The organism is Mesorhizobium sp. CA6, assembly GCF_020165035.1.
GTDB lineage: Bacteria > Pseudomonadota > Alphaproteobacteria > Rhizobiales > Rhizobiaceae > Mesorhizobium.
On sequence record NZ_JAIUHI010000003.1, the window covers coordinates 220,823 to 244,651 of the forward strand.

Consider the following 23,829-nt stretch of genomic DNA (forward strand, 5'->3'; position numbering starts at 1 on the left):
AGCCGCGGCACGTTCAGCGCCGCAGGCGTGACGTCACTCGATCAAGCCGAGCCGCAACGCCTTGGCGACCGCCTGGTTGCGGTTGACCGCGTTGAGCTTCTGCGTCGACTGGGTGAGGTACTGGTTGGCGGTATGCACCGAGAGCTTGAGGAGCTTGGCGATCTCCTCGCTGGTGTTGCCGTTGGCGGTCAGCTTCAGGCATTCCAGCTCGCGCTTGGAGATCGAACGCGCCCTGCCGGTGTCGCCGGGGCGGATGCGGGCAACCGCCGCGAAAAGCGCGAAGGAGCGGGCGTGGATCTCGCACAGCGTTTCGTCGGACAGCGCGATCTCCGAGCCGAGAAAGACGACCAGCCCGCATTGGCCGCGATCGGCATGCACCGGAAAGGCGATGCCGTTGGTGCCGGGCGCCAGCGGCGTGGTCGGCTCGGCCCAGGCGAGCGAGTGGAAGACCTGCCGCGATCCGGCGCTGCCGTCGTCGGCCCACCAGCGCGGCGCCGTCGAGAGCCGGCTATGGCGCACCATGTCCTCGCCATTGGCGCCGGAGATGAATTTGGTCGCGACAGCGGTGCCGGGATAGTCGGAATCGAAACACGCCACGAGACGCGCGCGCTCGGGCGAGGGGCTGACGAAATAGAGACCGAAGGCCGAGGCGTTGATATCGACAGCAATCCAGCGGCAGCGACGCACGGCATCCGGAATGGTGACCGCTTGATGGGTCTCCGAGCCGAGCGAGAAGGCGCCGAACGGATTGCGCTGATCGTTGAAAAGGGCGGCGGCCGCCTCTTTGACCTGTGCGTGCTTCAAATGATGCCGCTCCTGATCGCGGTCGCGATCGCCATCGCGCGGTTGCTGGCCGCGAACTTCTGGATGGCGTGCGTGATGTAGCTGTTGACGGTGTTCGACGAGACGCCGAGGATGACGGCCACCTCATCGGTGGTCTTGCCTTCCGAGACCCAGAACAGGCATTCGCGTTCGCGGTCCGACAGCGGATCCTGCATGGATGCCGCCGCGATCAGCTGCGGGATGCTGGAAAGCGCATAGCAGCATTTGAGCTGCGCCTTCATCAGCGCGGCCAGGTCGATCCTGCCTGCCTCGGCGGCCGAGAACAGCACGAACAGGCGCTGCCGGCCGACATTGAGCCGCAGCGAATAGATTTCGGCGTGGCCGAGCACGTCGAGCAGGCGGGCTTCCTCGCCGGTCAGCAACGCGCCGGCGTCGGGCGCGTGCGCCGCCACCAACGGCTTCGGGCGTACGCCCGGCGCCACGGTCAAGGGGCCCAGCGCCAAATTGGCGATCAGCCTTTTGCCGATCAGCTCGATGGCGTCGAAGATCCAGTTGGAGGAGACGATGCGCGCATCGTTACGGTCCTGGTCATGCACGATGGCGACCAGCATGTAGCTGTCGGCGCCGATATCGGCGGCGAGCTGCATGAAGAAGCTGGTGAGATCGCCGCGCGACGTCAGGCGCGAGCCTGAAGCGTCGGGTTGGAGAAGCGCGGCGGGACTGCTCATTTTAATTCTTGGATTCTTGCCGGAATCGATCCTTGTGCCCGGTGCTGGCGAAGCCAACGGCCGGACCCGAAACGCGTCACGTTTACGAAGACACACTCACGGGCGCGAACGGCGCCCAACCGCGCCGAATCCTTCTAGGGAACGCGAAACCGTCCGCGTCTGGTGCCGGCCTGGCGCCGGACTCGAGACTTTGGGTGGTCGCCGCGCCCCCGTGGACCGGCTGATTCGGGTCTAATCTACCCGCAGATGAATCTGACATCAAACGCGATTTGACAAAATCGAATCCGATGGACTCGCATTGCGACTCAGCAGCCGGTCTTCGCGTTATTTGGCGGTAGTTCAAAGCTGAATTGAGTCGATGATTTCGAGGCGAGGTCGTAAAAAAATACGCCCCCGGTTGCATCCGGGAGCGCATGGCCTTGAACAGGGGCTTAGCGATCCTCGAAGCCGGTCAGCACGCCGACGGCGTTGATGCCGATCTCTTCCACGGCGTAGCCGCCTTCCATGACGAACAACGTCGGCAGGCCGAGCTTGGCGATACGGCGACCGATCTTGGGATAATCCTCGCTCTTCAGCTTGAACTGGCTGATCGGGTCCTTCTCGAAAGTATCGACGCCGAGCGAGACGATGACGACATCAGGGGCGTAGGCCGCGAGCCTGGCGCAGGCGTCCTCCAGCGACGCGCTCCAGCCGTCCCAATCGGTGCCGAAAGGCATCGGGTAATTGACGTTGAAACCTTCGCCGTCGCCTTCGCCGCGCTCGTCGGCATGGCCGAGGAAGAAGGGATACTCGACCATCGGATCGCCATGCAGGTTGAGCACCTGGACGTCGCCGCGGCGATAGAAGATTTCCTGCGTGCCGTTGCCGTGATGGTAATCGACATCGAGGATTGAAACGCGCTTGGCGCCTTGGTCGCGGAACCACTGCGCGACGACGGCGGCGTTGTTGATGAAACAGTAGCCGCCCATGAAGGCAGCGCCGGCATGATGGCCGGGCGGGCGGCAAAGCGCGAAGGCGCTGCGCTCGCTGTCCTTGACCAAAGCGGCGGCGGTCAGCGCCACATCATAGGACGACTTGATCGCCGCCCAGGTGCCTTCGACGAAGGTGGCCCCGGCGTCGAAGGAATAATAGCCGAGCAAGGCATCGACGCGCTTCGGCGGCACATCGCCGCGCAGGCCGCGCGTCGGCCAGGTGAACCCCATCGCCGATCCCGTGAAGCCGGCGGCGACCCATTGCGGCCACACCGTCGGCAGGAAATCGATGTAGGCGGCTTCATGCACACGTTTCGCGGCGGCGAGGTCGTGCTCGGTCGGTCCGATGATCGGCCCGAGCTTCTCGCTCTCAACTCGCGCCTTGATGAATTCGGCCCGCGACGGCTTCTCGAAACCCGGCACGATGGCCGACGTGACCAGTTCCATCTGGCCTGAATGGCCGGCATGAAGTGGCGAATAGACAGTTTTCATGGAAACTCCCCTGGAAGTGCGAAATCGATTGGAAGTACGAAATCACTCGAGATTGAGATGGGGGCTGACCAGGGCGAGCCACATGGTTTCCACATCGTCCTCGATGAGGTCGTATGTCCTGCGGTCCCTCTTCAGCCCGACAAGCCGGCAGACATGGCCGACTTCCATCATCAGCACGCCGAGCCGACTTGCGATCTTGTCTTCAAGCGCCGGATTCACATGCCGCAGCCACGCGGCGTAAAGGGCGATGATCTCTTTGTCGTATTCGTCCTGGATAGGCCTCAGGTCGGCGTTGCCGGATATGGCCTCGATCACCGGCATCAGCGTGGCGTTTTCGAGATAGAGCCTCGATGTGTCGGCGAAGAGCTTGCGCACCTCGCGCCGAAACTCGTCACGGTTGGTCGGCCGAGGGACGTTGATGCGTTTCCGGATCACCTCGGGAAAAGACGACAGCCAGCGCCGGGCCAAGTCCAGAAGAATGGCTTCCTTGTTGGGAAAGTACTGATAGACGGAACCGACCGACAGGCCCGCGCGCTGCGCGATGGCGAGCGTCGTCGGCGTTCTGGTTCCTTGCTCTCGCGTCAGGATCAGGGCCGCATCGAGAATCCTGTCGACCACCTTGCTTGACCGTTGTTGCCGCGGCTGCTTGCGCGGTTCGAGCGCTATCCTGGTCTTGCGGTCGAGACTGCGCTTCACTGCTTGTCGCCCCCGTTCCCCGCTCGGCCTCGCCATCGGCGTGCGGTGCAGTCCACAGTACATTCTAAATCCGGCATGTTGACAAACGCGAATAATCAGTCGCATTCTTTATCCACGCTGTCTTCCACGATAACAAGGGGAATTTCGAAGACGGCGCATCGGCATCGATTTGTCCCACGGCGCTGTCCATGTGGAGCGGCGGCTCGTTGGATCTGGCGTTGCCGGTCCCTCAGCAAAATGTGGAGTCGCGATGTCGGTTGCGGATGGTGGTGCGGATCTTGTGGTCGTCAACGGCCGCGTGCTGACCATGGACAATGACAATCCCGCTGCCGAGGCCGTTGCCGTCAAAGACGGCGCCATCATCGCCATTGGCAGCCGCCCTTCCATCGAGGAGCTCAAAGGTCCGACGACAAAGGTCGTCGATGCACAGGGCGGCTCCGTTCTGCCGGGCTTCATCGAGGCGCATATGCATCTGTTCGGCGGCGCGGCCGAGCTCGACAATCTGCATCTGGCGGGTGTGCACGGCTTCGAGGCGCTGCGCGACGCGATCCAGGACTTCGCGGTGAAGCGCCCGGACGCCAGGCTTCTGATCGGCGCCGGCGTCGACTATGCCATCCTGCCGGAGCCGGTGACGCGCCACGATCTCGACCGCATCATTCCCGACCGTCCCTTCGCCATGTCGGCTTCGGACCACCATACGATGTGGGCGAACACCAAGGCCCTGGAAGAGGCCGGGCTGCTCAATGGCAGGGAGGTCGGACAAGGCAACGAGATCGTCATGGAGGCCGACGGGCTCGCCGCCGGCGAGCTGCGCGAAGGCGAGGCCTTCGGACCGGTCCTCGACCATTACGGGGCCAACCGGACGCGGCTTGGCCTGGAAGGCGCGGAGCCCGATCCTTATCCTTCGGCGAAGGAACTGGCTGCCGATCGGGACCTGATGCATCGCGGCCTCGAGTGGTGCGCCAAGCATGGCATCACCTCCATCCAGAACATGGACGGCAATCTCTATCAGCTGGAGCTGCTGGCCGGGCTGGAAAAGGAAGGGCGGCTGCTCTGCCGCACCAAGATCCCGTTCCACTTCAAGAACTTCATGAAGCTGGAGATGCTGGAAAAGGCCTCGCGAATGGCCGCGACCTATAATTCAGAATGGCTGACGTCCGGCATGGTCAAGGTCTTCTATGACGGCGTGCTGGATTCCTGGACGGCGGTGATGGTCGACGACTATGCCGACCGCCCCGGATGGCGCGGCGAGCCGCTGTTTTCGCCTGAGCATTTCGCCGAGGTGGCGGTCGAGGCCGACAGGCGCGGCCTGCAGATTGCCGTGCACTCGATCGGCGACGGCGCCGTGCGGGCGGTGCTCGACGGCTATCAGGCGGCGCTGAAGAAGAACGGTCGGCGCGACAGCCGGCATCGCGTCGAGCATATCGAGGTGATCACGGCCGCCGACGTGCCGCGCTTCGCCGAGCTCGGCGTGTTGGCGTCGATGCAGCCGGCGCATCCGCCCGGCGCACTGAACTTCCCGCTCGAGCCGACGATCTCGCGCATCGGCCGCGACAAGTGGCCGTTGAGCTATGCCTGGCGCACGCTGAAAAACGCAGGCGCGCGCGTGGTGTTCGCTTCCGACTGGCCGGTCTCGCCGGTCGATCCGATCCTGTCGATCCAGGCGGCAGTGATGCGCAAGCCTTGGGCAGAAGGCATGCCGGACCAGAGCTTCTCGTTGCAGGAGGCAATAGAGGGCTACACGCTCGAGGGCGCTTATGCGGAGTTCAATGAACATCGCAAGGGCCGCCTCAAAACCGGATATCTCGCCGATATCGTCGTTTTGTCGGCCGATATCGAGGCGACCGCGCCGGAGGCGCTGCACACCGTGCATCCGGTGACCACCATCTGTGGAGGGAGGATCACCTACCAAGCCTAACGATGGCATAGGAATTGCTTAATTGAATGGGGACTCGGGATCGAGTCACTGCTGCGCAGTTGCCAAGCCGACCGGCTTGTGGTGACAATCAAAACAGGAACACACCTGCCGACAAGAGCAGGCGCTCTCAATGGGGTAATCGTGCCGGAACAACCGGGTAAGAACGCGATCGAAGTTCGCGGTGTTCGCAAGGTTTTCGGAACCGGCGAAAACCAGGTAGCCGCCCTCGACACGGTATCGGTGTCGATCCGCGAGAACGAGTTTTTCACACTGCTCGGCCCCTCCGGATGCGGAAAGACGACGCTGCTGAGATTGATTGCCGGCTTCGATTTCCCAACCGCCGGCGAAATTCTGCTGCACGGCCAGGACATCGCGCCGCTGCCGCCCTACAAACGCCCGGTCAACACCGTCTTCCAAAGTTATGCGCTCTTCCCGCATATGACGGTGGCGCAGAATATCGGCTTCGGACTGGAGATGCTGGGCAAGCCGAAAGCCGAGATCGAGGCGCGCGTCGCCCAGATGCTGAAGCTGGTCAAGATGGAGGCGCTGAAGGCCCGCCGCACCAGCCAGATTTCAGGCGGCCAGCAGCAGCGCGTGGCGCTGGCCCGGGCGCTGGCGCCGCAGCCGAAAGTGCTCTTGCTCGACGAGCCGCTCTCGGCGCTGGACTACAAGCTGCGCAAGGAAATGCAGATCGAGCTGAAGCGGCTGCAGAACGAGACCGGCATCACCTTCATCTTCGTCACCCATGACCAGGAGGAAGCGCTGACCATGTCCGACCGCATCGCGGTGATGTCGGCCGGCAAGATCCTGCAGGTCGGCACGCCGCGCGACATCTATGACCGGCCTGCCGAACGCTTCGTCGCCGACTTCATCGGCGAGACGAACTTCCTGCCCGGCACTGTGGTGTCGAAGCAGGGCGGCGTGGCGACGGTCAAATTCGCCAGCAGCGCCACGATTAGTGCCGGCTATCCAGAAGGCTTCAATCCGACCGGCGAGGTGACGCTGGTGGTGCGTCCCGAGCATGCCGATCTGGTACCCGATCCGACCAAGGGCACGATTACCGGCACGCTCTCCAACATCGTCTATTTCGGCACCGACACCCATTTCCACGTAAAACTCGACGGGGACGGCGAGAATTTCATCGTGCGCCACCAGAACAGCCGTTCGAGCGCGGTGACCTACGAGACCGGCGCCAAGGTCGGCATCCAGTTCGAGGAGGACGCCGCCCGCGTCCTGAAAGACTGATGACGACAGCTGCTCTCTCCTCAGCCCCGCTCTCCAAGGCCGCGTTGTTTGAAGCCCAGGCGGTGAAAACCAGCGCGCGGCGCAACCGGCTCTTGTCACTGCCGGCGCTGATCATCATCGGCATTTTCGGCGTGCTGCCGCTGGTCATCATCTGCGTCTATTCATTCCTGGTCGCTGCGCCTTATGGCGGCGTGCAGTGGCAGTTCTCGACCGACGCCTATCTGAACTTCCTGTTCCAGCGCGACATTTTCGACGACACGCTGCAGTTCACGCCGGACTTCCTGATCATCTATCTGCGCTCCTTCCTGTTCGCGGTGGTGACGACGACCATCTGCCTGCTGCTCGGCTTTCCGACCGCCTATTTCATGGCGACGCGGCCGCCGGCGCAGCGCAACTGGTGGGTGCTTCTGATTACCATCCCGTTCTGGTCGAACCTCCTGGTCCGCACGCTGGCGATCATGTTCATCATCCGCGACGAGGGGCTGATCAACAATGCGCTTCTGGCGCTCGGCGTGATCGATAGGCCGATCACGATGCTCTACACCAATTTCGCCATCCAGCTCGGCCTGCTCTACGCCTTCCTGCCGTTCATGGTGCTGCCGCTCTATTCGAGCCTGGAGAAACTCGACTTCCGCCTGGTCGAGGCAGCCTACGATCTTTACGCGACGCGCCGGCAGGTGCTGTGGCGGGTGATCATCCCCCTGTCCAAGCCCGGCATCATCGCCGGCTGCCTGCTCGTCTTTATTCCGGCGCTCGGCGCTTATGTGACGCCGCTGATCCTGGGCGGCGGCGTGCACCTGATGATCGGCGATCTCATCGCGCAGCAATTCGGTTCGGGCCGCAACTGGCCGCTCGGCTGCGCGCAGGCGCTGATTCTGATGGCGGCAGTGCTGGTGGCGCTGTACTTCTATGTCCGCAATACGTCGGGCAAGGTGCAGCATGGCTGAGCCTCGCGTCATGGACATCAAGGACCAGCCGGGCTTCCGCTCGATCGCTATCATCTGCTTGCTGGTGCTTTATATACCGGTGCTGATCCTGATGATCTTCTCGCTGAACAGCGGATCGCTGGTCACGCATTGGGAAGGCGTCACGCTCAACTGGTACGGCAGCGCGCTGCTCAACGAGGAATTCCATAGCGCGGCGAAGAACACGCTGATCATCTCGGTGACCGCGACGATCGTCTCAACCATCTGCGCGACGCTGGCCGCGATCGGCATGACGCGGGTGAAGCCATGGCGCGGGCTCGCCGCGGCTTTCATGGTCATCAACCTGCCGTTGATGGTGCCGGAGATCATCACGGCGGTGGCGACGCTCTCGTTCTTCGCGCTGATCGCCGGCACGCTCGGGCTGAATTTCGGCATCGGCAATTTGATCCTCGCCCACACCGTGTTCTGTATCCCCTTCGCCTATATGCCGATCAGGGCGCGGCTCGAGGACATGGACCTGACGCTGGAATACGCGGCAGCAGATCTCTATGCGACGCCGTGGAACGCCTTCAAGCGCATCACGCTGCCGCTTTTGGTTCCCGGCATCATGTCGGGCGCGGCGCTGGCCTTCATCGTCTCCTTCGACGATTTCACCATCACGCAACTCGTCGCCGGCCCCGGCCAGACGACGCTGCCCCTCTACATCTGGAACCAGATCCGGCGGCCGATGACGCCGGAGATCAACGCCATCTCGACCATCTTGCTCCTGGTGTCGATCCTGTTCGTTTCGGTCTCGTTCCTGATCGCGCGGCGGCGAGCAAAATGATCCGCGAGCTCCAACACAACAATGGGAAGGCAAGGAGAACATAAAATGTCTGGAAAGATGATGGCGGCCGTGTCCGCGGCCGTTCTGCTATGGGCAGTGCCGGCGCTCGCCGACGGCGAACTGCACATCTACAATTGGGGCGACTACACCAACCCCAAGCTGATCGAAAAATTCGAGAAGCAGTACAACGTCAAGGTGACGCTGGACGACTACGATTCCAACGAAACCATGCTGTCCAAGGTGCGCGCCGGCAATTCCGGCTACGACATCGTCGTGCCGTCCGACTACACTGTGAAGATCATGATCGAAGAAGGCCTGCTCGAAAAAACCGAGCCCAACGCGATGCCGAACGGCAAGAACATCGATCCGCGCTTCCTCAACATTTATTGGGACGACGGCCGCCATTATACCGTGCCGTGGCAATTCGGCACGACCGCGTTCTCCGTCAATACGGACAAGTTCAAGGGCGACATCAACACGCTGGCCATCCTGTTCAATCCCCCCGATGAACTGAAGGGCCAAATCAATATGCTGGACGACGTCAACACCGTCATGCATGCGGCCGAGCGCTATGCCGGCGTGCCGCGGTGCGGCGCCGACAAGGCCAATTTGAAGAAAATCAACGACATCCTAACGGCCGCCAAGCCGTCGTGGAAAACCTTCAGTTACGACACCATCACCAAGATCACCTCCGGCGACGTCATCGTCTCGGAGCAGTGGAACGGCGCCAGCTACCGTTCGCGGCAGAAGATTCCGGCGATCAAATATGCCTATCCGAAGGAAGGCATCGAAGGTTGGATGGACAATGTCGCGGTGCTGAAGGGCGCCAAGAACCTCGAAAACGCGAAGCTGTTCCAGGACTTCGTCATGGCGCCTGAGAACGCGGCGCTGATCTCCGAGTTTGCCGGTTACGACAACGGCATCGCCGGCAGCCATAAATTCCTGCCGCCGGAGTTTGCCAACTCGCCGGAAATCAGCCCTCCGGCCGGCTCGCCGACGCCGGAATTCGTACCGCCATGCCCGCCGGACGTGGTGGAGATCTACAACAAGATCTGGACCAACCTGCGCAAATAAAACAGCGCGGCGCATGGAAGGAGGGGAGGCTCCGGCCTCCCTTTCTTGTGACTGGTTCTGTGCATATCGTTCTGCGAAAAACCGCTTACGCATTTGGGCGACATGCATCGAGGAGGAAATCTTGTCGTCCTATCGCAACTCCGATCCGCGGCCGCCGATTATGCAGGGCTCGCCACCCAGGCTGGTGCCGCCGAAGCTCGACTGGGACCGGCCGCCCTGGAACCGCTGGGCCTTCCAGCACATCCGCGAATTTCTGCCGACCGTCGAGGTGTGGCGCGGCAGCGGCCATCGCCATCGCCTCGAGCGCGCGGAGGTGGACCTCGACGATCTGCCGGTGGTCGACAGCAACGGAGCGCCGACGACACTCGCAAGCCTGCTCGACGAAACCTATGCCGACGGCTTCCTGGTGCTGAAGGACGGCAGGATCGCCTATGAGCGTTATTTCAACGGCATGGACGAGCGCACGCTGCATCTGTCGCAATCGATGGCGAAGTCGGTCACCGGAGCGGTGTGCGGCATCCTGGTCGGGCACGGCCTGATCGATCCGGGCAAGCTGGTCACCGACTATCTGCCGGAACTTGTCGAGACCGGCTGGGCCGGCGCCACGGTGCAGCATGTGCTCGACATGACGACGGGCGTGCGCTTTTCCGAGGAATATACCGACCGCTATTCCGAGATCGGCCAGGTCGATGTCGCGACCGGCTGGAAGCCGATCCCGCCGGGCAGCGACCCGGACTTCGAGTGGCCGTCGCACCTGTTCGAGCTGATCCTGCGGCTGAAGGACAAGGTGCGCCCGCATGGCGAAGCGTTCGAATACCGCTCGATCGAGACCGACGTGCTCGCCTTCATCATGGAACGGGTGAGCGGCAAGCGCCTGGCGCAGCTGGTCTCGGAAGAGCTCTGGCAGAAGCTCGGCGCCGACGAGAGCGCCTGCTTCACCGTCGATAGCGCCGGCTATGCGCTGGCCGATGGCGGCTTCAATGCGACGCTGCGCGACTATGGCCGCTTCGGGCAATTGATCCTCGACAATGGCGGCGGCGTGATCCCGGCCGACTGGATCGAGGCGACACGCAGCGGCAAGCACGGGCCGAATTTCAGCCCGAGCCTTCCCGACGGCAGCTACCGCAACCAATTCTGGATCGAGGATTCGCGCTCACGCTCGCTGATGTGCCGCGGCGTGTTCGGCCAATTGATCCACATGAGCTGGGAACACAGGTTGGTCGTTGTGAAGCTTTCGAGCTATCCGGATTTCGTCAATTCCGCCTATTCGGTGGCGACGCAGAAGGCGGTGCATGCCATCGCCGCCGCGCTGACCTGAAACCGCAAAACAAGATCCGGGAGAGCATCATGAGCGGCAAGACCGCGTTCGAGGCCAGATACGGCTTTGCCCGCAAGGATGTGCGGCTCGACAACTGGCGGCTTTCGCCGTTCAACCGATGGTCGTTCCAGAATGTCGGCGAGCTGGTGCCGAGCGCGCATATCGCGGCGGCGCCCGCCGGCGAGAGCCAAGCGAAATCGCTCGGCGCATTGCTTGAGGAAAAGATATCGCTTGCCGGCGGCAGCGAGACCGTCGAGAGCTTCCTGAAGCGTTCCAACACGGACGGGCTGACGATCCTGAAGGCCGGCAAGCCTTTCGGCGACTGGTCGGCGCCGCACATGCCGTTCGGAGCGCGCCACATCATCTTTTCGATCAGCAAGTCGGTGACGGCGATCCTCGCAGGCATACTGGAAGGCGAGGGGTTGTTCGATCCCAACGCGCCGGTAACGCACTACATCCCTGAAGCCAAGGGCTCAGCCTATGGCGACGCGAGCGTGCGCAACGTGCTCGACATGACGGTCAGCCTCGATTTCGAGGAAGCCTATCTCGATCCGGAAAGCGCCTTCGCCCGCTACCGCCGCTCGACACTGTGGAACCCCGGCGGCGGGTCCGAAAGCCTCGCCGCGTTCCTTATGACCATCCAGCGGCTTGCCGAGCCGCATGGCCAGACCTATCGCTACCGTTCGCCCAATTCAGACGTGCTCGGCATCCTGATCGAACGGGCCTCCGGCAGGCGTGTCAGCGACCTGCTCAGCGAGAAACTGTGGCAGCCGCTCGGTGCTGGAAGCGAAATGTCGGTGACCGTCGACATGGAAGGCACGGCGCGCACCGCCGGTGGCATGTCGATGACGCCGCGCGACCTTGTCCGCATCGGCGAGATGATGCGGCAGGGCGGCATCGCCAATGGCCGCCGCATCGTGCCGGAAGCCTGGGTGCGCGACACGGTGGCCGGCGGCAGCCATGAAGCCTGGCAACGCGGCACGATGGCGTTCCTGTTCCCGAAGGGACGCTACCGCAACAAATGGTATCAGACCGGCCACGACAGCGGCGCCTTCTGCGGCATCGGCATTCACGGCCAGTGGCTTTACGTCAATCCGAAGACGGACGTGGTCATCGCCAAGATGTCGTCGCAGCCGGAACCGGTGGACGACAAGCTGGATGGGGACATCGTGGCGTTCTTCGAAGCGTTGAGCGGCATGGTTTGAGCCGGTCAGAGGCTGGTTCCAACAGCTGTTTTCTGTGGACCTTCGGCGCGTGACGAAACCCTTGCGGTTGGCGCAGCGGTTCTCCCGTCCTATGGTCGCCGCTCTTTTCCGCAGGGACCAGCATGGCATCGGACATCAAGCGCATCGCAGCAATCATCGCGGCCGAGATCGGCGCGCGGCCGGAACAGGCAGCGGCGGCAATCGGGCTGCTCGACGAAGGCGCGACAGTCCCCTTCGTCGCGCGTTACCGCAAGGAAGTCACCGGCGGGCTCGACGACACCCAATTGCGCGACCTTTCCGAGCGGCTCGCCTATCTGCGTGAGCTCGATGCGCGGCGCGAGACCATCGTCAGCTCCATCCGCGAGCAGGGCAAGCTTACCGAGGAGCTGGAAGCCAAGATCGGGGCGGCCGCCACAAAGGCGGAGCTCGAGGACATCTATCTGCCCTACAAGCCGAAGCGGCGCACCAAGGCCGAAATCGCCAAGGAGCGTGGGCTTGGGCCGCTCGCAGAGGCGATCCTCGCCGATCGCTCGAAAATTCCGGCCGAGCTTGCGCTCGCCTATGTCACGGACGAGGTGGCCGACACCAAGGCCGCGCTCGAAGGCGCACGCGACATCCTGTCGGAGCAGTTCGCCGAAAATGCGGATCTGGTCGGCAAGCTGCGCGCCTATATGAAGGAACGCGCCTTCCTGCGCGCTCGGGTCGTTGACGGCAAGCAGGAGGCCGGCGCGAAATTCTCCGACTATTTCGACCATGTCGAGCGCTGGGCAGGCGTGCCCAGCCACCGTGCCCTGGCCATGCTGCGCGGCCGCAATGAAGAGGTGCTGTCGCTCGACATCGAGGTCGATGCCGACGATCAATCGCCGGTGAAGCCGGTCGAGCGCATGATCGCCAACGCCTATGCGATCGGCGCGACGCTGCCCGGCGATAAATGGCTGATGGAGGTAGCCGGTTGGACCTGGCGGATAAAACTGTCGCTGCATCTGACGCTCGACCTGATGCGCGACCTGCGCGAGCGGGCCGAGGAAGAAGCGATCCATGTCTTTGCCCGCAACCTGAAGGACCTGCTGCTGGCCGCGCCCGCCGGCTCGCGGCCGACCATGGGGCTCGATCCAGGCATCCGCACCGGCGTCAAGGTGGCGGTGGTCGACGGCACCGGCAAGCTGGTGGCGACCACCACCGTCTATCCGTTCCCGCCAAGGAACGATGTGCGCGGCACGCAGGCCGAGCTCGCCGCCCTCATCCGCCAGCACAAGGTCGAGCTGATCTCGATCGGCAACGGTACCGGCAGCCGCGAGACCGAGAAGCTGGTTGCCGACATGCTTTCGGACCTGCCGGCAGGTGCCGGGCCGAAGCCTCTCAAGGTGATCGTCAGCGAGGCTGGTGCCTCAGTCTATTCGGCCTCGGCGACGGCAGCGGCGGAATTCCCGGGCCTCGATGTCTCGCTGCGCGGCGCGGTGTCGATCGCGAGGCGCCTGCAGGATCCGTTGGCCGAGCTGGTCAAGATCGAGCCGAAATCGATCGGCGTCGGGCAGTACCAGCATGATGTCGACCAATACCGGCTCGGCCGTTCGCTGGAGGCGGTGGTCGAGGATGCGGTGAACGCTGTCGGTGTCGACCTCAACACGGCCTCGGCGCCGCTTTTGGCGCGCGTGTCGGGTCTTGGGCCGTCGCTCGCCGAGGCGATCGTTGCGCATCGCGACGCGGCCGGGCCGTTTGCCACCCGCAAGGACCTGCTCAAGGTGGCGCGGCTCGGGCCGCGCGCGTTCGAGCAAAGCGCCGGTTTTCTGCGCATACCGAACGGGACAGAGCCGCTCGACGCGTCATCGGTGCATCCGGAAGCCTATGGTGTGGCCAAGAAGATCGTCGCCGCTTGCGGCCGCGACGTGCGCGCGCTGATGGGGGACAGCGCCGCGCTGAAGGCGCTCGACCCGCGCGTCTTCGTCGACGAGCGTTTCGGCCTGCCGACTGTGCGCGACATCATCGCCGAGCTGGAAAAACCCGGACGCGACCCGCGCCCCGGCTTCAAGACGGCGACCTTTGCCGAGGGTGTCGACGACATCAAGGATTTGAAGCCGGGCATGCTGCTCGAAGGCACAGTTACCAATGTCGCCGCCTTCGGCGCTTTCGTCGATATTGGCGTGCACCAGGATGGGCTGGTGCATGTCTCGCAGCTGGCCGACCGCTTCATCAAGGACGCGCATGAAGTGGTGAAGGCCGGCGATGTCGTGAAGGTGCGGGTCGTCGATGTCGACATCAAGCGCAAGCGCATCGGCCTGTCGATGCGCAAGGATGGCGGCGAGGGCGGGGCGCCCCGTGGCGGCCAGCGCGATCACGGCGGCAGCAAGCCGGCGCCGCGCTCGCCAGCGCCGCAGCGCCAGCCGGAGCGGCCGTCGCAGGGCGCGCTCGGTGCGGCGCTCGCCGAGGCGATGAAGCGCAAATAGCTACCACGCGAGCACTGCTGGCTCCTTGCCGATCTGGCCCAGCAGCCAGTCGCGAAAGCTGGCGACCGGCGGGTGGCCGCGCTTGTCGTGCGGCACGACGAGGTAATAGGCGCTGTGGCTTTGCATCGGCGTGCCCGGCGCCGGCACCAGCTGGCCGCGCTGCAATTCGCCGGCAATCAGGATTTCCGGCAGCAGCGCCACGCCGAGGCCGGCCATGCAAGCCTGCGCGACCGTGCCGAACTGCTCGAACTGCATGCCGGGCCCGGTCGGGGCCTCAAGCCCCTGATGCTCGAACCATTCGCTCCAGGCGCCGGGGCGGGTCGCCATGTGCAGCAGCGGCAGGCGGCTGATATCGGACGGCGTCACGATGGCGCGGGTGGCGAGGAATTTGGGCGAAGCCACCGGCATCACGGTCTCGCGCATCAAGAGCGTGCAATCGGCGTCCGGCCAGTCGGGCATGCCGTGATGGATCGCGGCATCCAGCCGCTCGCGGGCGAAGTTGAAGCGTCCGATGCGGGTGGCGAAGTTGATGGTGATATCGGGATGGCGGGCGACGAAATCCGGGATCAGCGGCATCAGCCAGCGTGTGCCGAAGGTCGGCAGGATGGCCAGGTTGAGAACGCCACTATGCCGATTGCTCATCAATCCAAGCGCCGCATCACGCAATTGGCCAAGCGCCGAGCGCACCGCTTCGGCATAGATCTCGCCGGGCGGCGACAGCCGGACGTTGCGGCTGTCGCGTTCGAACAGCCGGCGACCGAATTGCTCTTCTAAGAGGCTGATCTGCCTGCTGACAGCCCCTTGCGTCAGGTCGAGCTCACGCGCGGCGGCGGTGAAGGAGCCGAGACGCGCAACCGCTTCGAAGGCGGCGAGGGCGGCGGTGTTGGGTAGAAGGCGGCGCTGGACATTCATGATCCATTACTAACGCTCATCGATCCGTGATGCAATTTCGTTTGATTTTTTGCACGCGGAGTCCGATAAGCCGGCCACCTCAACAATATGTCGGGAGATCGAGGCCATGGCCGCCGAGAAGAACGCCTTCGTGTGGAACGATCCTTTCCTGATCGAGGACCAGCTTTCCGAGGACGAGCGCATGGTGCGCGACGGCGCTGCCGCCTTCGCCGCCGACAAGCTGGCGCCGCGCATCGAGGAAGCCTATGCCGACGAGAAGACCGACCCGTCGATCTTCCGCGAGATGGGCGAAGCGGGCCTGCTCGGCATCACCATTCCGGAAGAATATGGCGGGCTTGGCGCCGGATATGTGACCTACGGGCTGGTGGCGCGGGAAGTTGAACGTATCGATAGCGGCTATCGCTCGATGATGAGCGTGCAGTCCTCGCTGGTCATGTATCCGATCCATGCCTATGGCTCGGAAGCGCAGCGCAAGAAATACCTGCCGAAGCTGGCATCGGGCGAATGGATCGGCTGTTTCGGACTCACCGAGCCGGATGCCGGCTCCGATCCGGGCGGGATGAAGACGCGCGCCGAGAAGACCGCGAACGGCTACAGACTCTCCGGCTCCAAGATGTGGATCTCGAATGCGCCGATCGCGGATGTGTTCGTCGTCTGGGCGAAGCTGAAGGGCGATAGCGGCAAGGATGAGATCCGCGGCTTTGTGCTGGAAAAGGGCATGAAGGGACTGTCAGCCCCGAAGATCGGCGGCAAGTTGTCGTTGCGGGCGTCGATTACCGGCGAGGTGGTGCTGGAAGGCGTGGAAGTCGGTGAAGACGCGTTGCTGCCCAATGCCAAGGGCCTCGGCGGTCCGTTCGGCTGCCTCAACCGGGCTCGCTACGGCATTTCCTGGGGCGCGATGGGCGCGGCCGAGGATTGCTGGCATCGCGCGCGGCAGTATGGCCTGGACAGAAAACAGTTCGGCAAGCCGCTCGCCGGCACGCAGCTGTTCCAGAAGAAGCTCGCGGACATGCAGACCGAGATCGCGCTTGGACTGCAGGGCTCGCTGCGCGTCGGCCGGCTGATGGACGAAGGCAAGATGGCGCCGGAGATGATCTCGATCGTCAAGCGCAACAATTGCGGCAAAGCGCTCGACATCGCCCGCCAGGCCCGCGACATGCATGGCGGCAACGGCATCCAGATCGGCTATCACGTGATGCGCCACGCGCAGAACCTGGAGACGGTCAACACCTATGAGGGCACGCATGACGTGCATGCGCTGATCCTCGGGCGGGCGCAGACGGGGATCCAGGCGTTTTTCTAAGCCGGCAAGGCTGCTTAAATTAGGTGCAGCGCAACATCTCTGCTTGGAGAATGGCCAGCATCTATGTCAGGGTTCGGCGAATTGAAACGCCGAACTCCGGGGCACCATGGCAATTCAGGCAGCCGTTCATCACCTGACCCATTACAAATATGACCGGCCGGTGGTGCTCGGTCCCCAGGTGATCAGGCTGCAGCCGGCGCCGCATTCTCGCACCAAGGTGCTCAGCCATTCGCTGAAGGTCGAGCCGGCAAACCACTTCGTCAACCTGCAGCAGGATCCCTACGGCAACTTCCTCGCCCGCTTCGTCTTCCCGGAGCCGGTGACGGAATTAAAGATCGAGGTCGACCTCGTCGCCGACATGACGGTCTATAACCCGTTCGACTTCTTCGTCGAGGAGAGCGCCGAGACTTTCCCGTTCGACTACCCGGAGGAGATCAGGGAAGACCTCGCCATCTACCGGGCGCCGGAGCCCGCCGGGCCGCTGTTGACGGCATTCCTTCGGACGATCGGCCGCAGCCCGACAAACACCGTCAATTTCCTCGTCGACCTCAATGCAAGGCTGCAGCGCGAGATCGCCTATATCGTGCGCATGGAGACGGGTGTTTATTCGCCCGAGGAGACATTGGCCGCCGGCAAGGGCTCGTGCCGGGATTCGAGCTGGCTGTTGGTGCAGATCCTGCGCAATCTGGGCGTCGCCGCGCGCTTCGTCTCCGGCTATCTGATCCAGTTGAAGCCGGATCTCGTCTCGCTCGACGGACCGCCGGGAACCGCTGTCGACTTCACCGACCTGCATGCCTGGTGCGAGGTCTATATTCCGGGCGCCGGCTGGATCGGCTTCGACCCGACCTCCGGCCTGCTCACCGGCGAAAGCCATGTGCCGCTTGCCGCGACGCCGCATTTCCGCAATGCCGCGCCGATCTCAGGCATGGCGAGCTTCGCCAATGTCGATTTCAACTTCGACATGCGGGTCGACCGCATCGCCGAGCATCCGCGCATCACCAAGCCATTTTCGGACGAAAGTTGGGAGGCGCTCGATCGACTGGGCGAAAAGGTCGACGCGGTGCTGAAAGACGGCGACGTGCGGCTCACCATGGGCGGCGAGCCGACGTTCGTGTCGATCGACGATTTCGAATCCGCGGAATGGAACACGGCGGCCGTCGGTCCGACCAAACGCGACAAGGCGGACCAGCTCATCCGCCGGCTGCGCGAGCGCTTTGCGCCGGGCGGCTTCCTGCATTACGGCCAGGGCAAGTGGTATCCGGGCGAGAGCCTGCCACGCTGGACCTTTTCGCTCTACTGGCGCACCGATGGCGAGCCGATCTGGCGCGATCCGTCGCTGATCGCGCGCGAGACGAGCAGCGCCGCCATCGGACCCGAACAGGCCGAAAGCCTGCTCACGGCGATCGCCGGCGAGCTCGGCATCGACAAGGCGATGGTCGGCGAGGCCTATGAGGATCCGGGCGAGTGGCTGCTCAAGGAAGGCAAGCTGCCGGACAATGTCGATCCGTCCAATTCGAAGCTGGAGGACCCGGAAGAGCGCAGCCGCATGGCGCGCGTGTTCGAGCGCGGCCTGACCAAGCCGTCAGGCTATGTGCTGCCGGTGCAGCGCTGGAACAGCCAGGCCGCTGGACAGCGCTGGCGCTCGGAAAAATGGAAGACCAGGCGCGGGCGCCTGTTTCTGGTGCCGGGCGACTCTCCAGTCGGCTACCGCTTGCCGCTCGGTACGTTGCCCTATGTTCCGCCGGCGCAATTCCCTTACATCGTGCCCGTCGACCCCTCAGTGCCGCGTGGCCCGCTGCCGGCGCGCGCCGAAATCCTGCCGGAAGCTCCGGCCGGCGGCGCGGACGAAACGGCGCGTCAGCAGGCTGAGGCCTCCTTCACTGCCGCCACGGCCCAGCAGGAGCGGGTCGAGCAGCGACTGACCGAGATCGGCGGCGCGGTGCGGACCGCACTCACCGTCGAGCCGCGCGACGGCAGGCTCTGCGTGTTCATGCCGCCGGTCGAGGCGCTGGAGGATTATCTCGAACTGGTGGCGGCGGCGGAAAATGCTGCCAAGGCCATCGGGTTGCCGGTGCATATCGAGGGCTATGCTCCGCCGCACGACCCGCGCCTCAACGTCATCCGCGTCGCGCCCGATCCCGGCGTGATCGAGGTCAACATCCATCCGGCCGCCAACTGGCAGGCATGCGTTGCCACCACCACGGCTATCTACGAGGAAGCGCGGCAGTCGCGGCTCGGTACCGACAAATTCATGATCGATGGTCGCCACACCGGCACCGGCGGCGGCAATCATGTCGTGGTCGGCGGCGCGACGCCCAATGACAGCCCGTTCCTGCGCCGGCCGGACCTTCTGAAGAGCCTGGTGCTGCAATGGCAGCGGCATCCGTCCCTGTCCTACCTGTTTTCGGGCCTGTTCATCGGCCCGACCAGCCAGGCGCCGCGCATCGACGAGGCGCGGCACGATTCGCTCTATGAGCTCGAGATCGCGCTGGCGCAGGTGCCGCATCCTGACAAGGGCGAGGCGCCCTTGCCGTGGCTAGTCGACCGGCTGTTCCGCAATCTCTTGACCGACGTGACCGGCAACACGCACCGTTCGGAAATCTGCATCGACAAACTGTTCTCGCCGGATGGCCCGACCGGCCGGCTCGGGCTGGTCGAGTTCCGCGGCTTCGAGATGCCGCCCAATGCGCGCATGAGCCTCGCGCAGCAATTGCTGGTCCGCGCGATCGTCGCCCGCGCCTGGAAGAACCCGCTCGACGGCCGCTTCGTGCGCTGGGGCACCTCGCTGCACGACCGTTTCATGCTGCCGCACTACGTCTGGGCGGATTTCCTCGACGTGCTGGAGGATATGAAGCTCAACGGCTTCGACTTCCGCCCCGAATGGTTCGCCGCCCAGCTCGAATTCCGTTTCCCGTTCTGCGGCGAGGTCCAACATGCCGGCGTCAAGCTGGAGTTGAGGCAGGCGCTGGAGCCGTGGCATGTGATGGGCGAGCAGGGCGCTATCGGCGGCACGGTCCGCTTCGTCGATTCCTCGGTCGAGCGGCTGCAGGTGCGAACCGAAGGCCTCAATCCGGAGCGTCACGCCATCTTCTGCAACGGCCGCCTCGTGCCGATGAAGGTCACCGACAATCGCGAGATCGCGGTGGCCGGCGTTCGCTTCAAGGCCTGGCAGCCGGCGTCGGGCCTGCATCCGGCGCTGCCGGTCAACACGCCGCTGGTCTTCGACATCTATGACCGCTGGTCGGGCCGCTCGGTCGGCGGCTGCGTCTACCATGTCGCGCATCCGGGCGGCCGCAACTACGACACCTTCCCAGTCAACGGCAACGAGGCCGAGGCGCGACGGCTTGCCCGGTTCGAACCGCGCGGCCACACGCCGGGCGGCTATGTGCTGCGTGACGAAGAAGCTGCTGAAGAGTTCCCCATGACCCTTGACCTCAGGCAGCCGGCGAGATTCTGATCGACAATGGCCAAGGGGAATCAGAGACGGGCGGGCGGTAGGCCGCGGGCGCCGAGCCTGCTGGAACGCTACCGACCGATCGAAGGCGTCGTCGACGAGATGGTCGACGCGGCCGGCAGCCCGCGCCCGGCCTGGCGCTCCTTCATCGACGCGCTCGACGATCTCGGGGCGGATCGGCTCGGGCAGCGGTTTGCCCGCGCCGACCAGTATCTGCGCGATGCCGGCGTCTATTACCGTGTCTATGAGCAGGCTGGCGCCAATGAGCGGGAGTGGCCGCTCGCGCATGTCCCGCTGCTGATCGACGAGAAGGAATGGGCCGAGATCAGCGCCGGCCTCGTCCAGCGCGCCGACCTGTTCGAGGCGATCCTGTCCGACATTTACGGGCCGAACCGGTTGGTCGAGAAAGGCATTCTGCCGGCCGGCCTGATTGCAGCCAGCCCGGAATATCTGCGCCCGATAGCCGGCGTCCGGCCGGCCAACGGGCATTTTCTGCATATGGTCGCCTTCGAGCTCGGCCGTGGCCCGGACGGCCGCTGGTGGATGCTGGGCGATCGCACCCAGGCGCCGTCGGGCGCAGGCTTCGCGCTGGAGAACCGCGTCGCCACAACGCGTGCGCTGTCGGATATCTATGGCGAGATGCATGTGCATCGGCTTGCCGGCTTTTTCCGCCGCTTCCGCGACGCGCTGAACGCTATGGCAAGGGAGTCGGGCGGCCGCGTCGCCATCCTGACGCCGGGACCGCTCAACGAAACCTATTACGAGCACGCCTATATCGCCCGCTATCTGGGCATCATGCTGCTCGAGGGCGAGGACCTGACCGTTTCCGGCGGCAGGCTGATGGTGCGAACCGTTTCCGGCCTGATGCCGATCGGCGTCCTGTGGCGGAGGCTCGATGCCGCTTTCGCCGATCCGCTGGAGCTCAGGCCGGACTCGCAGATCGGCACACCGGGATTGGTCGAGGCAATCCGGCGCGGCTCCGTATCGGCCGTCAATGCGCTGGGTTCGGGCCTGATGGAGACGCGGGCATTGCTGTCGTTCCTGCCCAGGATCGCGCGAGAACTGCAAGGTGACAATCTCAAGCTGCCGAGCATCGCCACCTGGTGGTGCGGGCAAGAGGCGGAGCGCGCGCATGTGCTGGCCAATATCGACCGCATGGTGGTCGGCCCGGCGCTCTCGACCCGGCTTGCCTTCGAGGACGATGGCGCGACCCGGCTCGGATCGTCCCTTTCGGCCGGCGAGCGGGCCGAGCTCATCGCGCGCATCGAGGCGGACGGCGCCGGCTTCGTCGGCCAGGAAGCCGTGACGCTGTCGACCACGCCGGTGTTCGTCGACGGCTTGCTGGAGCCGCGGCCTGCCAGCCTGCGCGTCTATCTGGCGCGCACGCCGGAAGGCTGGACGGTGATGCCCGGCGGCTTCGCCCGTGTCGGATTTTCGCTCGACCCGACGGCGATTGCCATGCAGCGCGGCGGCCAGGCGGCGGATGTCTGGGTGGTCAGCGACAGGCCGGTCGAGCGCGAGACATTGTTGCCGCAGGAGCATGACGGCTTCACCCGCACCATGCCGGGCAGCCTGCCCAGCCGCGCGGCCGAGAACCTGACCTGGCTCGGACGCTATATCGAGCGCTCCGAAGACACGGTGCGCGTGCTGCGCGCCTATCACGTGCGGCTTGCCGAGACGTCCGATCCGGATATGCCGCTGCTCGCCGATATCAGGGACTATCTGCAACCGTTCGGCATCGACGTCGAAACGGCGATACCACCGGGGTTGATCGGCACTTTGGACAGCGCGGTCTACAGCGCCGGCCAGATTCGCGACCGCTTCTCTCCCGATGGCTGGCTGGCGCTGAAGGATCTGTCCAAGACCATCCACAAATTCGCGGAGACGGTCGCGCCCGGAGACGACGCGACGCGGGCGATGACGGTGATGCTGCGCAAGCTTGCCGGCTTTTCCGGCCTGCTGCACGAGAACATGTACCGCTTCACCGGCTGGCGCTTCCTGGAGATCGGCCGCAGGCTGGAACGCGGCATCCAGATCGCCCGCACGCTCAGCCAGCTGACAAGGAATGAGGCGCCGGAAGGGGCGCTGGACATGATGCTGGAGATCGGCGACAGCGTCATGACCCATCGCCGGCAATATCCGGTGCAGGCCGGGCGGCGCACGGTGATCGACCTGCTTGCGCTCGACCCGCTCAATCCTCGCTCGATCCTGTTCCAGCTCGAGCGGCTGAAGGCCGAGATCGGCATGCTGCCTTCGATCGGCGGCGAGGGGCACATGTCACCCGCCGCCAAGGAGATACTGCGGCTCAACACGGCAATAGCCGTCATGGAGCCGTCGGACATGAGCGCCAAGGCGCTCGACGACCTCGCCGGCCAGATAGGCGATCTCTACAACAGCCTCTCCAAGGCCTATTTCGGTTAGAGCGTTTCCAGCGAAAAGGATCGCCTTCAATGCTCTATCTCTCTGTTTTTGCGCAATTCCGGACGCAAGGCTACGGCGAAGCCGCCGAGCCCAACGGCTGCGCTTTTTTGCTGGAATTGCCCTAATGCTCTACGACATCAAACTCCATTTGCATTACGACTACGCCGCTGCCGCCGGTGGCGGACGGCACCAGGTGCGCGTCATGCCGCAGACGATCGCCGGAGTGCAGCGCGTGATCGCCGCCTCGCTGTCGTTCCAGCCGTCGCCGGCCGAGCGTGCCGATTTTTCCGATTTCTTCGGGAACAACGTCACCTCGATCGCTTTTCGCGACGCGCATGAGACGCTCGACATCCGCATGAGCGCGCGCGTGTCTGTCTCGCGGCCCGAGCCAGGTCTCGATGTCTCGCCCGATATAAGCGGGCTGAGGTCGGAGCTCGATCTGGTACGCTCGCTATTGCCGTCCGCGCCGCATCATTTCCTCGCCGCCAGCGACCATGCCGGCATCGATGCGGCGATCACGGCCTATGCGCGGGAAAGCCTGGCCGGCTCGGCGGTGGCAACAGCGGCCGATCTCTGCAACCGCATCCATCGCGATTTCACCTATGACGGCAAGGCAACCACGGTGCAGACGCGGGCAAGCGACGCCTTCGCGCTGAAACGCGGCGTCTGCCAGGATTTCTCGCATATCATGATTGCCGGCCTGCGCGGGCTTGGCATTCCCGCCGGTTATGTCAGCGGTTTTTTGCGCACGATCCCACCCAAGGGCAAGCCTCGGCTCGAGGGCGCCGATGCCATGCATGCCTGGGTCAAGGCCTGGTGCGGACGCGATGCCGGGTGGCAGGAGTTCGACCCGACCAACGGCATGCGGGCGAGCAACGACCATATCACGGTCGGCTACGGCCGCGACTATTCCGACGTTGCGCCGATCGTCGGCGTGTTGAAGACCACCGGCGGCCAGGTCGGCGAGCAAGCGGTCGACGTCATTCCGGTCGTCGTCGAAAAGGTGTAACGACAACCCGATTGCCCGCGGGCGCTTCTCAAATGCGCCTGCCGTCGGTATCCTGGGCACGGGATTGATGGGGGCGCGCGCCTGCGTGGGTATGGCGCGCGGAG

The 23,829-nt window shown here is 64.3% G+C and carries 17 protein-coding genes; 12 read left to right on the top strand and 5 right to left on the bottom strand.

The genetic code is table 11. From position 1 onward, the window contains the following. Window positions 1–33: 33 nt before the first annotated feature. The 4 genes from LB526_RS05510 to LB526_RS05525 form a co-directional block, all read right to left on the bottom strand. On the bottom strand, window positions 34–804 hold the full coding sequence (locus tag LB526_RS05510) for a helix-turn-helix transcriptional regulator (RefSeq protein WP_140541759.1): 771 nt from the start codon (window positions 802–804) through the stop codon (window positions 34–36). Next, window positions 801–1,511 (bottom strand): helix-turn-helix transcriptional regulator, encoded by a 711-nt coding sequence (locus LB526_RS05515; protein WP_095766396.1) that lies wholly within the window; start codon window positions 1,509–1,511, stop codon window positions 801–803. The genes LB526_RS05510 and LB526_RS05515 overlap by 4 nt, the downstream gene beginning before the upstream one ends. Window positions 1,512–1,942: 431 nt before the next feature. Beyond that, window positions 1,943–2,974, bottom strand: a complete 1,032-nt coding sequence (locus LB526_RS05520) for a histone deacetylase family protein (RefSeq protein ID WP_224626688.1) — start codon at window positions 2,972–2,974, stop codon at window positions 1,943–1,945. 42 nt (window positions 2,975–3,016) lie between these two features. Further along, window positions 3,017–3,670: a TetR/AcrR family transcriptional regulator gene (locus tag LB526_RS05525; RefSeq protein ID WP_224626691.1), complete on the bottom strand. Its 654-nt coding sequence runs from the start codon at window positions 3,668–3,670 to the stop codon at window positions 3,017–3,019. A 250-nt stretch (window positions 3,671–3,920) separates the two neighbouring features. Between LB526_RS05525 and LB526_RS05530 the strand changes: the two genes are divergently transcribed. From LB526_RS05530 to LB526_RS05565, 8 genes are all read left to right on the top strand, one after another. After that, window positions 3,921–5,588, top strand: a complete 1,668-nt coding sequence (locus LB526_RS05530) for an amidohydrolase (RefSeq protein WP_224626693.1) — start codon at window positions 3,921–3,923, stop codon at window positions 5,586–5,588. A gap of 141 nt (window positions 5,589–5,729) precedes the next feature. Next, window positions 5,730–6,833: an ABC transporter ATP-binding protein gene (locus LB526_RS05535; protein WP_095766400.1), complete on the top strand. Its 1,104-nt coding sequence runs from the start codon at window positions 5,730–5,732 to the stop codon at window positions 6,831–6,833. Beyond that, entirely contained in the window at window positions 6,833–7,780 is a 948-nt protein-coding gene (locus tag LB526_RS05540) for an ABC transporter permease (RefSeq protein WP_224626696.1), read from the top strand. The genes LB526_RS05535 and LB526_RS05540 overlap by 1 nt, the downstream gene beginning before the upstream one ends. Then, complete coding sequence (locus LB526_RS05545; protein ID WP_224524379.1) at window positions 7,773–8,585, top strand: ABC transporter permease; 813 nt, start codon at window positions 7,773–7,775, stop codon at window positions 8,583–8,585. The genes LB526_RS05540 and LB526_RS05545 overlap by 8 nt, the downstream gene beginning before the upstream one ends. A gap of 45 nt (window positions 8,586–8,630) precedes the next feature. Further along, window positions 8,631–9,659 carry an extracellular solute-binding protein gene (locus LB526_RS05550; RefSeq protein ID WP_224524381.1) on the top strand — a complete coding sequence of 343 codons (1,029 nt, stop codon included), beginning with the start codon at window positions 8,631–8,633 and terminating at the stop codon, window positions 9,657–9,659. A 121-nt stretch (window positions 9,660–9,780) separates the two neighbouring features. After that, window positions 9,781–10,977 (top strand): serine hydrolase domain-containing protein, encoded by a 1,197-nt coding sequence (locus LB526_RS05555; protein ID WP_224524385.1) that lies wholly within the window; start codon window positions 9,781–9,783, stop codon window positions 10,975–10,977. Window positions 10,978–11,006: 29 nt separating this feature from the next. Further along, window positions 11,007–12,182 carry a serine hydrolase domain-containing protein gene (locus tag LB526_RS05560; protein ID WP_224524387.1) on the top strand — a complete coding sequence of 392 codons (1,176 nt, stop codon included), beginning with the start codon at window positions 11,007–11,009 and terminating at the stop codon, window positions 12,180–12,182. Between the two features lie 122 nt (window positions 12,183–12,304). After that, window positions 12,305–14,626, top strand: a complete 2,322-nt coding sequence (locus LB526_RS05565; protein ID WP_224543313.1) for a Tex family protein — start codon at window positions 12,305–12,307, stop codon at window positions 14,624–14,626. On the opposite strand, the gene LB526_RS05570 is transcribed toward LB526_RS05565, so the two are convergent. Then, window positions 14,627–15,538 (bottom strand): LysR family transcriptional regulator, encoded by a 912-nt coding sequence (locus LB526_RS05570; RefSeq protein WP_224524400.1) that lies wholly within the window; start codon window positions 15,536–15,538, stop codon window positions 14,627–14,629. Window positions 15,539–15,644: 106 nt separating this feature from the next. On the opposite strand from LB526_RS05570, the gene LB526_RS05575 reads away from it, so the two are divergent. The 4 genes from LB526_RS05575 (at window position 15,645) to LB526_RS05590 (ending at window position 23,725) form a co-directional block, all read left to right on the top strand. Continuing rightward, entirely contained in the window at window positions 15,645–16,841 is a 1,197-nt protein-coding gene (locus LB526_RS05575) for an acyl-CoA dehydrogenase (protein ID WP_224524402.1), read from the top strand. Between the two features lie 106 nt (window positions 16,842–16,947). After that, entirely contained in the window at window positions 16,948–20,298 is a 3,351-nt protein-coding gene (locus LB526_RS05580) for a DUF2126 domain-containing protein (protein ID WP_224524403.1), read from the top strand. 6 nt (window positions 20,299–20,304) lie between these two features. Continuing rightward, the gene (locus tag LB526_RS05585; RefSeq protein WP_224626699.1) at window positions 20,305–22,716 is read left to right on the top strand and encodes a circularly permuted type 2 ATP-grasp protein; all 2,412 of its coding nucleotides are present in this window, start codon (window positions 20,305–20,307) and stop codon (window positions 22,714–22,716) included. 124 nt (window positions 22,717–22,840) lie between these two features. Then, window positions 22,841–23,725: a transglutaminase N-terminal domain-containing protein gene (locus LB526_RS05590; protein ID WP_140842016.1), complete on the top strand. Its 885-nt coding sequence runs from the start codon at window positions 22,841–22,843 to the stop codon at window positions 23,723–23,725. The last annotated feature ends 104 nt before the right edge of the window (window positions 23,726–23,829 follow it).